Raw genomic sequence first — 12,279 nt, forward strand, 5'->3', positions numbered from 1 at the left:
GAACCACGTGAACATTGAGTTTTCAAGATTTTCTTACGGTGCGATGTCTGTGACCTTGACCTCCAAGGGGAGTGCGACCAGATCAAAGCAACGTACGAGGACTGAATGTGACAAGCCATCAGAGACGAGTCAGGACGGCAGGCGCGTTCCTGGCTCCTCTCCTCGCAGGCGCTCTGACACTGGCCGGTGCGGCGCCCGCACAGACCGCGACCGGCATCCCCTCCGCATCCGATTCCCCCCGAAACGTCGGCAGCTACCGGGCGGGCACCTACGTGGTGAAGCTCGCCAACGATCCGGTCGCCACGTACGAGGGGGGACTGCCCGGCCTGAAGCGCACCGCGCCGGATTCCGGAGAACGGCTCGACGCCGACTCCCGGGCTGCGAAGGAGTACCTGCGGCACCTGGACGAGCGCCGGGACGACGTACTGGACACCGTGCCGGGGGTCAGGAAGCTGTACGACTACGACTACACGCTCAACGGGTTCGCGGCCCGGCTCACCGGCAAACAGGCGGAGAAACTGGCCGGCACTCCCGGCGTGGTCTCGGTGACCGCAAGCCGGGTCAGCCGGCCCGCTGCGGACTTTCTCCCGGCAGACATGCGCGGTTCCTCGACCGACCGCGGAACGGGATCCACCCTCTCGCCCGGCTCCGCGGCCCCGGCGTCGCCCCCGGCTGCCAGGGCGGCGGGGTCCCCCGTAGCCCCGCTGCCCGACGTGCCCCGCATGCTGGGGCTGTCCGGCAAGAAAGGCCTGTGGTCCGAGTTCGGCGGGCCCGAGCGGGCCGGCGAGGGCATGATCGTCGGTGTCGTGGACCACGGTTTCGCCCCGGAACACCCGATGCTCGCGCCGCTGCCCGAGCCCCGCCCGGACGCCGCGACCATCGCGAAGAAATGGCGCGGCACCTGCGACCAGGGCGTGGCCGACGACCCCGCCCACAACGTCACCTGCAACAACAAGGTGATCGGCGCCGCCTGGTTCGCCAAGGGCCCGGCCGAGCTCCCCGAGGGCGAGTTCCCCTCGCCGCGGGACGTGGACAGCCACGGCACCCACGTCGGCACCATCATCGCGGGCAACCGCATCGAGCGGGCGACGATCCCGGGCACCAACCTGACCGGCACGCTCACCGGCCTCGCGCCGGCGGCACGGCTGGCCTTCTACAAGGCGTGCTGGGGCAGCGGCTGCCACGACGTGGACACCGCGGCCGCGATCGACCGCGCCGTGGCGGACGGTGTGGACGTCCTCAACTTCTCCATCGGCGGAGGCCTCGACTCGCCGACCTCCATGGAGGCCATGCGCAACGCCGCCGAGGCGGGCGTCTTCATCGCGGCGGTGGCCAGCAACGATGGACCGGACACGGTGGAGAACACCGCGCCGTGGATCACGACCGTCGCCACGACCACGCACGACACCACCTACCGGTCGACCCTGGAGCTCGGCGACGGCCGCCGGTTCAGCAACGTGGGCGTCACCGCGCCCGTTCCCCCGGCCCCGTTGGTGGGCGGCGCCGACGTGCGCGCCGCTGACGCGGACCCGGCCGAGGCCGCGCTGTGCCTCCCCGACACCCTGGACCCGGCCAAGGCCAGGGGCCGCATAGTGATCTGCGACCGGGGCACCAACTTCCTGGAAGAGAAGGTCGACGAGGTGAAGCGGGCGGGTGGCCCGGCTGCCGTCCTCGTCAACACGCCGACCAGCTCGTCCGACTTCAGGACGGCGCTCTACTCCCTGCCGTTCCTGCAGCTGAGCGACAAGGACGGGCAGGAGCTCAAGGCGTACGCGGCCAAGGAAGGCGCCACCGCCGAATTCCCCGGCGGCACGGGTGAACACACCCGGGCCCCGTCCGTCCTCGACTGGTCCTCCAGCGGCCCCGACCCGTTCAGCAACGGCGACCTGCTCAAGCCCGACCTCGCCGCGCCGGGCAACCTGATCCTCGCCGGCACCGTGCCGAACAGCCCCTTGAACGTGGGCCCTGGCCAGTACGCTTTCCTGTCCGGTACGTCACAGGCGTCCCCTCAGATAGCGGGCCTCGCCACGCTGCTGAAGTCCCTGCACCCCGACTGGTCGCCCATGGAGATCCAGTCGGCACTGATGACCACGGCCACGACGACCGACAACGAGGGGAAGCCCATCCAGCGGCTGGATGCCGGCACCGCGACCCCGCTCGACCACGGAGCGGGCTTCCCACGGGCCGCCCGCGCCGCCCACCCGGGCCTGGTCTACGACTCCACCCCCGCGGACTGGGTGGCGTACCTGTGTGCCGTCGGCCTGCGGCCGACCACCGACGCCGGTGACGACGCCTGCGCCACCGCCCCGAAGACCGACCCCAGTGACCTGAACCGCGCGTCCATCGCGGTCGGCGACCTGCTCCGCACGCAGACGGTGACCCGCAAGGTCACCAACGTCGACACCAAGACCGCCACCTACAAGGCGACGCTCCGGACGCCGCCGGGGTTCAAGGCCACGGTCTCCCCCGAGCGGCTGAAGGTGCAGCCGGGCGGGTCGGCGACGTACAAGGTGACCTTCACCCGCACCAGCGCGGCCCTCGACGTCTGGTCGTTCGGCTCCCTCACCTGGAGCGACGCGCACAGCCACCACCGGGTCACCAGCCCCGTCGCACTGCGCCCGCTCCTACTGAGCGCCCCGGAGGAACTCACCCTGGGCGTCGACGGCACCCGTTCCACCGCGTTCACCGTCCAGGCGGGCTGGAACGGCGACCTGACCGCCACCACGACGGGCCTGTACGCGGGCGAGAAGACGACCGGGACCCTGCGGGGCGTCTACAAGGACGGTGTCGACGAGGCCCCGCCCGCCTCGGACGCGATCGCGAAGGTACGGGTCCACGTGCCGCAGGACACCGAGGTCACCCGCGTGGCGACCGCCTCCGCCGACCACCTGCCCGCCACCGATCTCGACATGTACGCCTTCGACACCGACGGCCAGCTCTTCGATATGTCCGCCAAGGCGGGCTCGGACGAGAACATCGACCTGCCGCCGGGCGACTACGACGTCTACGTCGTCCAGTACAGCCTTCCGGAGGGCGCGACGAGCCAGCAGCTCACCCTGTGGACCTGGCAACTGGGCGGCTCAGCCGCCCCCGACGTCCCGCTCGGGGTTTCCCCCGCCACCCAGCCGGTCCCCGACAGCGGCACCGCCGAGGTCACCGTGACCTGGCCCGATGTCGCACCGGACGAGCGGTACATGGGAATCGTGAAGTACGGCGACGGCTCCGACACAGTGGGACGTACGCTCCTGACGATCGTCCCTTGACGCTCACTCTCTCCGACTGACTCCTCCTCAGCCCTCCGCCCGCCGGGTCCACCACCCGGCGGGCGGAGGCGTGACGGCGGGGCGAGTGAAGGAAAGCCTGCCGACCAAGCCGGACGACGTGGTCGACCGGGACCGGGAGGGGGATGTGCTCGCGGAATTCCTCACTGACCTGCGGGCCGACGTCGCGGTAGGTTCGGCGCATCGTGGACAAGATCACATGAGGCGTCTGCCCCGCTGGTCACGCGTTGGTCGGGCTGATCACGGACTCCGCGCAAAGCCCCAGGCCAGAGGCTCCAAAGTCGCGGAGACGGCCGAGGCCGCCACCCCCCACAGGAGAGGCCCCGGCCGTCGCGCGGTACGGGCCGCGCGGCGGCCCGTACTACCTACAGCGCCGTGGGTGCGTTTTCTGTCACACCCCACCGTGTCACGGCTTAGTTGCATCCCGGGCGGACATGGACGGGGAGTGGTTTCAGGTCGTAACGTGCCATTCGCGCCAACGCGGAGGCACCAAGACCACCGCAACCACTTGCGGTCCTGCTGCCGCAACCACCTGCGGTCCTGTTACCGCAACCATCAATTGAGGAACCACGACGGCGAGATCCCGGTCCGCGAAAGCGGCGCCGGTTCAGGCGCGTAAGGGGTGCGGTGCTGGGGGACGACGCGGAGCTGACCGCCGCGGTGCGCGCGGCACAGGACGGAGACGAGACCGCTTTCCGGACTGTGTACCGGGCCGTGCACCCGCGGTTGCTCGGGTATGTACGGACGCTGGTCGGCGACCCCGACGCCGAGGACGTGACGTCCGAGGCCTGGCTGCAGATCGCCCGGGACCTGGAGCGGTTCACCGGCGACGCGGACCGCTTCCGCGGCTGGGCCGCCCGTATCGCCCGCAACCGCGCGCTGGACCACATACGCATGCGCGGGCGCCGGCCCTCGATAGGCGGCGACGAGACGGAACTGACCGGCCGGGCCGCCGAGTCCGACACCGCCGACGAGGCCATCGAGGCGCTCGCCACCGACGGCACGTTCTCCCTGATCTCCCGGCTGCCGCAGGACCAGGCCGAAGCGGTCGTGCTGCGCGTGGTCGTGGGCCTCGACGCGAAGACCGCCGCGGAGACCCTCGGCAAGCGCCCGGGCGCCGTCCGTACCGCGGCCCACCGGGGTCTGAAGCGGCTCGCGGAACTGCTCGGCGACGATCCGGAGGCCGATCCGGAATCGGCCGGGGTGCTCGACGCCCTGCCGCCTCAGAGAGAACCGCGCGGTGGTGCCATGGCGTCCGCACGTGTGACGCACAGCGTCGCGCGGACGCAGAAGGATGTGTGATGGCCGACGAGCAGTACTGGTGGCTGGACCCCGAAACGGCGGAGCGTTTGCTGAGCGGAGAGCCACTCGAAGCTGCCGGCGGCGCCACTCCGGGTGAGGCCGAACGGCTCGCCGCAGCCCTCCGCGCGCTGTCCGCCGCACCCCCGCCGACCAGCGAAGAACTCCCCGGTGAGGCCGCGGCGATGGCCGCCTTCCGCAAGGCGCGCGCGGAACGCGCCGACACCGGCGCGGCCCCCGCGGCCGACGGCGGACAGGCCGGCCCCGGAGTCGCCGACGCCGGGCTGGTCCGGATCGGAACCCCGCGCGGCAGCGGCTCCGGCGACGTCCGGCGGTCTCGCCGGACCCGTCCCGCGCGTCTCGCCCTGGCGGCCGTGCTGGCCGTCGGCATGGTCGGCGGTACCGCTCTCGTGGCCGGAACCGGAGCCCTGCGGGCACCGTTCGGCAACGACGATCCCCACCCCGGCTCCTCGGTCTCGGCCGCTGCCACTCCGCCCGAGCGCCCGCTGGTGTCGCCCTCGCCGAGCGACTCCGTGCAGGGCGGGGCCACGCCGGACGACGACCCGAGCGGCGGCGGCGATGACTCCGGACGGGACGTGGCAGGCGACGACCCGTCCCCGGACCCCGGCTCGGGCGACCGGGGAGACCGCCCCGGCGACAGCCGCAGGGATATCGCCTCCGCCTGTCGCGACCTGCGCGACGGCAAGCGGCTGGACGCCGACCGCAGGCGCGCCCTGCGGGACGCGGCGGGCGGCTCCCGGGTCTGGAAGTACTGCAAGGGCGTCCTGCCCGGAACCGGCGGCCGCTTGGGCGAGCGGCAGGACGAGGACACGGACCGGCGCGACCGCGAGGGCAGGTCCCCGAAGCGGGACCGGAAGCAGGACGAGGCCGAGCGGAAGGCCGACAAGCGTGCCGAGAGGCAGGGCGGCGACGATGCCGCCGCGGACCGCGGCCGGTCCACGCGGTCTCTCGCACCCCTGCGACCTGCGGTTTCGTACTCCGTGAAAATCTCCTCGCCGAGGGTGTGACGTTTTCGGCCGCCCCGGCGCAGTAATGAGTGAGCCGACTGGTCATCGGCCGTCGCACTGAGCCGGGGTTCCCCCCGTACCTACGGCTCGTGCACCTGGCGCGGGCGGGACACGTTCCCCCGGTCCCGCCCGCGCCGCAATTCCCCCTCCGCGTCCTCACCAGGACACGACGACCTTGTCGCCGTCGCGGACCTGTGCGTACAGCTCCGCGATCGCCCCCTCGTCCCGTACGTTGACGCAGCCGTGCGAGGCGCCGGCATAGCCCCGGGCCGCGAAGTCGGGGGAGTAGTGCACGGCCTGGCCGCCGCTGAAGAACATCGCGTAGGGCATGGGCGAGTCGTAGAGCGTCGACACATGGTCGCGGGACTTCCAGTAGACGGAGAACACACCCTCCCGGGTCGGTGTGCCTGTCGAGCCGAAGCGGACCGCCATCGTCGACACGGTCCGGCCGTCGATCATCCAGCGCAGCGTCCTGCTGGTCTTGTCGATGCACAGCACCCGTCCGGTCGTGCAGCGGGGGTCCGGCGGATCGGCCGGCTGGCCGCCCATGAGGTACAGCTCCCAGGTGCCCGGCTCGCGGGTCATCCGCAGCAGCCGCTGCCAGGTGACGGTGTCGGTCCGCCCGGTGCGCGGCAGCCCCCGTTTGCCCTGGAAGCCGCTGACCGCCCGCTCCGTCGGCTCGTCGTACGTCCCGGTCGGCCCCTCGAAGAGCCAGGCGACCTGCCGCAGCCGGGCCTGGAGCTCGCGGATGTCCCGGCCCGTGTCGCCGCGGGACCACAGCACGCGGGGCGGGACGGGAGCGGCGCTCGGCTTGTCGTCGCCGGGCGGGGTGGCGGGAGCCGTGCCCGGTCCCCCGTCGTCGGGGGTGCCGGCCGGGGAAGGGGTGTCGCCGGGTAACTCGATGTGCACCGGTGAGCGGCGCTTCCCGTCGCCGTCGGGGGCCTGCACGGTACAGCCGGCCAGTACGGCCGCCCCGGCGACTGCCATCGCGATCGCTGCTCTCCCCATGCCCGTGGTACGCACGCGGCCCTCCGTCGTCTCACCGGTGTGCCCGGATGTCACCTGAGATGTTCCCCTGGGGTGACCGGTCGCGAACCAGGGGGCATGGTGGTGAGCGAGGTCCCTACAGTCCGTCCTGCGGGAGGCATCAGACCATGGCGCGCGAGTCGGAGTCCGGACTGCCCATCGAACCGGTCTACGGGCCGGACGACCTGCGGGACTGGGACCCGGCACAGAAGCTGGGGGAGCCGGGGGCGTATCCCTTCACCCGTGGCGTGTACCCGACCATGTACACCGGCCGGTCCTGGACGATGCGCCAGTACGCGGGCTTCGGCACGGCCGCCGAGTCCAACGCCCGCTACCGGCAGCTGATCGCCCACGGCACGACGGGCCTGTCGGTCGCCTTCGACCTGCCCACCCAGATGGGCCACGACTCCGACGCCCCGCTCGCGCACGGCGAGGTCGGCAAGGTGGGCGTCGCCATCGACTCGATCGACGACATGCGGGTGCTGTTCGGCGGCATCCCGCTGGACCAGGTCTCGACGTCGATGACGATCAACGCCCCCGCGGCCCTGCTGCTGCTCCTCCACCAACTGGTCGCTGAGGAACAGGGCGTCGCCGCCGGCCGGCTGACCGGCACGATCCAGAACGACGTCCTGAAGGAGTACATCGCCCGCGGGACGTACATCTTCCCGCCGAAGCCCTCGCTGCGCCTGACCGCCGACATCTTCAAGTACTGCCAGGCCGAGATCCCGAAGTGGAACACGATCTCGATCTCCGGCTACCACATGGCCGAGGCGGGCGCGAGCCCCGTGCAGGAGATCGCCTTCACCCTCGCCGACGGCATCGAGTACGTCCGCACGGCGGTCGCGGCCGGCATGGACGTCGACGACTTCGCGCCCCGCCTGTCCTTCTTCTTCGTCGCCCGTACGACCCTCCTGGAGGAGGTCGCCAAGTTCCGCGCCGCGCGCCGGATCTGGGCGCGTGTGATGAAGGAGGAGTTCGGCGCGGAGAACCCCAAGTCGCTGATGCTGCGCTTCCACACGCAGACGGCGGGCGTCCAGCTGACGGCCCAGCAGCCGGAGGTGAACCTGGTCCGTGTCTCGGTCCAGGCCCTGGCGGCGGTCCTGGGCGGCACCCAGTCCCTGCACACCAACTCCTTCGACGAGGCGATCGCGCTGCCCACGGACAAGTCCGCGCGCCTGGCCCTGCGCACCCAGCAGGTCCTCGCCCACGAGACGGACGTGACGGCGACCGTCGACCCCTTCGCGGGCTCCTACGTCGTCGAGAGGATGACGGACGACGTGGAGGCCGCGGCCGTCGAGCTGATGGCCAAGGTCGAGGAGCTGGGCGGCGCGGTGGAAGCCATCGAGCGCGGGTTCCAGAAGAACGAGATCGAGCGCAGCGCCTACCGCATCGCCCAGCAGACCGACTCCGGCGAGCGGGTCGTGGTCGGCGTCAACCGCTTCCAGCTCGACGAGGAGGAGCCGTACGAGCCTCTGAGTGTCGACCCCGCCATCGAGGCCCGGCAGGCGGAGCGGCTCGCGAAGCTGCGGGCGGAGCGCGACCAGCCGGCGGTGGACGCGGCCCTGGACGCGCTGAAGACGGCCGCCGAGGGTGCGGACAACGTCCTGTACCCGATGAAGGACGCCCTGCGGGCCCGCGCCACGGTCGGCGAGGTGTGCAACGCCCTGCGGGAGGTGTGGGGGACGTACGTCCCGAGCGACGCGTTCTGATCCTCCTGTCGCCCCCACGCGCGTGCGACACTCCCTTCCATGTTCGGTGTCGTCGATCTGCCCACCTACCTGGCGGGCCTCGCCCTGATCGTTCTGCTGCCCGGCCCCAACTCCCTGTACGTCCTGTCCGTCGCCGCCCGGCGCGGTGTGCGTGCCGGGTACACCGCCGCGGCCGGGGTCTGGTGCGGGGACACCGTGCTGATGACGCTGTCGGCGGCCGGGGCCGCCTCCCTGTTGCAGGCCAACGCCGTGCTGTTCGGGATCGTGAAGTACGTCGGGGCCGGCTATCTGGCGTGGCTGGCCCTGGGCATGCTGCGGGCCGCGTGGAGCATGTGGCGGACGCGTGCGGAGCGGTCCGCCGGTACGGAGGCTTCCGCGCCCGCCGGGGAGCAACCCTTCCGCCGTGCCTTCGTCGTCAGCCTGGTCAACCCCAAGGCGATCCTCTTCTTCGTCGCCTTCTTCGTGCAGTTCGTCGACCCGGGGTACGCCTATCCCGCCCTGTCCTTCGTCGTCCTCGGCGCTCTCGCCCAGCTCGCCAGCGTGCTCTACCTCAGCGCGCTGATATTCGGCGGCACCAGGCTGGCCGCCGCCTTCCGACGCCGCAGGCGTCTGTCGGCGGGGGCGACCTCGGCGGCGGGCGCGTTGTTCCTCGGGTTCGCGGTGAAGTTGTCCCTCGCCAGTGCGTGACTGGTGCCGCGGCAGGCAACGTTCGCCCCGTCGCGACGCCATGCACGCACTCTCGCCGCACCGGGCACAAGCCCGAGTACATCCAGTACGAGGGCGTGCACCCGGCACGCCGAGAGCACGCACCGGACGCCGCTCCTTGACGGGCAAACGTGGCCTGCCGCGGCACTAGAGACCGGCGCGCCCCAGGTACTGCCGCCATCCGTCGCCCGTGTCGCCCGCCCAGCCCACATAGCCGTCCGGCCGCACCAGGAACAGGCCCGTTCCGTACGTCGCCTGCTCCGCCCCGCTGACCCCGCGCACCGGCTCCGGCAGTACGGGCGGCTTCGTCCCCACGGCCACCAGCGTCCAGTGCGGCCCCCGGAAGGCGTCGAAGAGCCGTACGCCGTCCAGCGTGCCGTCCGGTGCGCGGTCGCCGGCCCGGAGGGTGCCCGGGGCCGTACGCGTCTCCCGCGTGAGTGACGACTCCCGGTAACCCAGCCCCAGTTGGCGGGTCGCCGCGCCGCGCCGCGTCTGCCCGCGGTGGACACTCGTCGACAGGCCGAGCATGTCCGCGGCGATCGGGCGCCGTTCCTCCTCGTAGGTGTCGAGGAGCGACGCCGGTGCACCGCCCGTCAGCACCGCGCCCAGCTTCCAGCCCAGGTTGTAGGCGTCCTGGACACTGGTGTTGAGGCCCTGGCCGCCGGCCGGGGAGTGCACGTGCGCCGCGTCGCCGGCGAGGAAGACCCGCCCGGAGCGGAAGCGGTCCGCCAGGGCCGCCCGGGGGCGGAAGTCCGAGGCCCAGCGCACCTGGGTCACGGCGTCCGGCGCGAGGTGCGAGCGGGCGGCGACGACCTTCCGTATGCCCTCCAGGGAGGGGTCCGGGGCCGTTCCGTCCGGGAACGGCGCCATCAGCTGGAAGTCCTCCGTGCCGTGCAGCGGGCACAGCGCGAGGAAGCCGTCGCCGTCCCCGCCCGGCGGGAAGACGTGCCAGTTGTCCCGGTCCAGGCCGCTGATCCGGACGTCCGCCACCAGCGTCGGGTTCGGGTCGACGGTCTCGCCCGTCATACCGATGCCGAGCAGCCGGCGGACCGTCGAGCGGCCGCCGTCCGCCGCGACGGCGTACCGGGCGGTGACACACTCACCGGAGGCGAACTCCGCGCGGACCCCGTCCGCGTCCTGCGTCAGGCCGACGAGCTCCCGGCCGAAGGCCACCGTCCCTCCCAGCTCCGCCAGCCGAGCCCCGAGGATCTCCTGCGTGCGCCATTGCGGCACCATCCACGGCCCGCTGTACGGCGAGTCCTCGCTCTCCTCGGCCGGGTCGAACATCCGGTGCTCGCCCGCCCGCCTGCCGTCCTGCCAGATCATCCCCACCGGGTAGGGGCCGCCCGCCGCGCGGATCGCGCCGAGCACGCCCAGGTCGTCGAAGACCTCCATCGTGCGCGGCTGGATGCCCTTGCCCCGCGAACCGGGGAACAGCGCCTCCGCCCGCTCGACCACCAGCGCGGCCACGCCACGCCGGGCGAGATCGATGCCGAGCGCCAGACCGGTCGGGCCCGCGCCCACCACCAGTACGTCCGTGGCCATGAGGGCCATGAGCCATCCCCTCCTTAACGCTGTTAAATGCTGCCGGCCCCGAGAGTGGCCTTAACGGTGTTAAGTTGTCAAGCGTGAGTACGGAACGACGCGAGCCCCTGGACCGCCGGCGAGTCGCGGACACCGCGCTGCGGCTGCTGAACGAGGTGGGCCTGGACGGCCTGACCCTGCGCGCCATCGCCCGGGAACTGGACGTGAAGGCGCCCGCCCTCTACTGGCACTTCAAGGACAAGCAGGCGCTGCTCGACGAGATGGCGACGGAGATGTACCGCCGGATGGTCGCCGGGGCCGCGCTCGACCCGGCCGACACCTGGCGGGAACGGCTGCTGAAGGCCAACCGGGGGCTGCGTGCCGCCCTGCTGGGCTACCGGGACGGCGCCAAGGTGTTCAGCGGCTCACGCTTCACCGGCATCGAGCACGCCGCGCAGATGGAGGACAACCTGCGCCTGCTGACCGGTGCCGGCTTCACCCTCGGCCAGGCGGTCCGGGCGCTCACCACGGCGTATCTGTACACGCTGGGCTTCGTCACCGAGGAGCAGGGTGTCCAGCCGCTGCCGGGCGAGCGGCGCGAGGGCTACGACATGCACGAACGCGCCCGCCTGATGGCCGACTTCCCACTGTCGGCCCAGGCGGGCGCGGAGATCTTCGAGGACTACGACGGGCACTTCGAGGAGGGACTCGCCCTCGTGATCGAGGGGATCGGGGCGCGCTACGGCGTCTCATGACACCCCGGCTCAGGACCGCTTCGCGCGCGCCCGCCGTACGGCCCGGGTGACGACGGGGGGCAGCAGGTCCTTGGCGAGCCGGCGGGCCCGGGACGGGGCGGGCCGGGCCGGGCGCGCCGCGCGGGACTCGGTGACAGGGGCGGCAGGGGCGCTGGGCGGGACCGGCGCCACGTAGTGCCGGGAGGGCGGGAAGGGCGGCGGCTTCATGCCCCTGGACCGGGCGCGGACCAGCCGGTGCCCGGCCGCCTCCTGCACGCTCAGCCCGACGTCCGTGCGCTGCCGCAGCATGTCGAGCAACTCCTCCTGGACCGGCTCCGGATCGCCCCAGGTGCCGTACAGCTTCTGCGTGCTGAGGCAGACCGGGCGCAGACCCCGGTTGAGCACGGCCTCCCAGGCGGCGACCGAGACGCCCGGCGTGTGCTCGGAACGGAAGTCGTCGAGGACCACGATGCCCTCGGGCATCAGGATGTCGCGGGCGGCGCCGATGTCGCCGTACACGTGCTCGTACAGGTGCGAGGCGTCGACGTGGACGAAGCGGCAGCTGCCCGGGGCCACCTTCTCGGACACCACCGAGCTGGGGGCCGCGATCACCGTCGGCAGGGTGTCGTGGAAGGAGAGGTAGTTCCGCTCGAAGGCCTGCTGGGTGAGCGAGGCGTACGACTTCGACGCCTCCGCCTGGTTGGCCCCGTCGGGGGCGTCGCCCTCGAACAGGTCGCAGACGGTGAACTTCTCGCCGTCCTGGAGGTGGTGGCCGAGGAGGATCGCGCTCTTGCCCATGTAGACGCCGAGCTCCAGCAGGTCTCCGCGCATCCCCTGCTTCTGCTGCCGCTCCAGGAACCAGGTGAACAGCATCTGGTCCAGGGGCGGGAACCAGCCCGGGACGTCGGCGAGTTCGCCGGGGTACGTGTCGGTGACTTGTGCGTTGGTCATGAGACGAGCCTTCTCCCTGAGC

The 12,279-nt window shown here is 72.0% G+C and carries 9 protein-coding genes; 6 read left to right on the top strand and 3 right to left on the bottom strand.

Annotated elements, in window-relative coordinates:
- Nucleotides 1–107 precede the first annotated feature (107 nt).
- The 3 genes from HDA41_RS25190 to HDA41_RS25200 all read left to right on the top strand — a co-directional run bounded on the left by HDA41_RS25190 (nucleotide 108) and on the right by HDA41_RS25200 (nucleotide 5,608).
- Entirely contained in the window at nucleotides 108–3,263 is a 3,156-nt protein-coding gene (locus tag HDA41_RS25190) for a S8 family serine peptidase (RefSeq protein ID WP_184987415.1), read from the top strand.
- Between the two features lie 645 nt (nucleotides 3,264–3,908).
- On the top strand, nucleotides 3,909–4,583 hold the full coding sequence (locus HDA41_RS25195; protein ID WP_184987417.1) for an RNA polymerase sigma factor: 675 nt from the start codon (nucleotides 3,909–3,911) through the stop codon (nucleotides 4,581–4,583).
- Nucleotides 4,583–5,608, top strand: coding sequence for a hypothetical protein (locus HDA41_RS25200; RefSeq protein ID WP_184987419.1), 1,026 nt, complete (start codon nucleotides 4,583–4,585; stop codon nucleotides 5,606–5,608). Before HDA41_RS25195 ends, HDA41_RS25200 begins: the two co-directional genes overlap by 1 nt.
- A 156-nt stretch (nucleotides 5,609–5,764) precedes the next feature.
- Here the strand turns inward: HDA41_RS25200 and HDA41_RS25205 are convergent, their stop codons facing one another.
- On the bottom strand, nucleotides 5,765–6,616 hold the full coding sequence (locus tag HDA41_RS25205; RefSeq protein ID WP_184993716.1) for a L,D-transpeptidase family protein: 852 nt from the start codon (nucleotides 6,614–6,616) through the stop codon (nucleotides 5,765–5,767).
- Between the two features lie 146 nt (nucleotides 6,617–6,762).
- Here HDA41_RS25205 and HDA41_RS25210 point away from each other — a divergent pair, with 146 nt between their 5' ends.
- On the top strand, nucleotides 6,763–8,343 hold the full coding sequence (locus tag HDA41_RS25210; protein ID WP_184987421.1) for an acyl-CoA mutase large subunit family protein: 1,581 nt from the start codon (nucleotides 6,763–6,765) through the stop codon (nucleotides 8,341–8,343).
- Nucleotides 8,344–8,382: 39 nt separating this feature from the next.
- Complete coding sequence (leuE, locus tag HDA41_RS25215) at nucleotides 8,383–9,030, top strand: leucine efflux protein LeuE (protein ID WP_184987423.1); 648 nt, start codon at nucleotides 8,383–8,385, stop codon at nucleotides 9,028–9,030.
- 165 nt (nucleotides 9,031–9,195) lie between these two features.
- Here the strand turns inward: leuE and HDA41_RS25220 are convergent, their stop codons facing one another.
- The gene (locus HDA41_RS25220) at nucleotides 9,196–10,593 is read right to left on the bottom strand and encodes an FAD-dependent oxidoreductase (RefSeq protein WP_184993718.1); all 1,398 of its coding nucleotides are present in this window, start codon (nucleotides 10,591–10,593) and stop codon (nucleotides 9,196–9,198) included.
- A gap of 83 nt (nucleotides 10,594–10,676) precedes the next feature.
- On the opposite strand from HDA41_RS25220, the gene HDA41_RS25225 reads away from it, so the two are divergent.
- Entirely contained in the window at nucleotides 10,677–11,327 is a 651-nt protein-coding gene (locus HDA41_RS25225) for a TetR/AcrR family transcriptional regulator C-terminal domain-containing protein (protein WP_184987425.1), read from the top strand.
- A gap of 9 nt (nucleotides 11,328–11,336) precedes the next feature.
- Here the strand turns inward: HDA41_RS25225 and HDA41_RS25230 are convergent, their stop codons facing one another.
- Nucleotides 11,337–12,257, bottom strand: coding sequence for a class I SAM-dependent methyltransferase (locus HDA41_RS25230; protein ID WP_184987427.1), 921 nt, complete (start codon nucleotides 12,255–12,257; stop codon nucleotides 11,337–11,339).
- Nucleotides 12,258–12,279 lie beyond the last annotated feature (22 nt).

It is taken from the genome of Streptomyces caelestis (genome assembly GCF_014205255.1).
Taxonomy (GTDB): Bacteria; Actinomycetota; Actinomycetes; order Streptomycetales; family Streptomycetaceae; genus Streptomyces; species Streptomyces caelestis.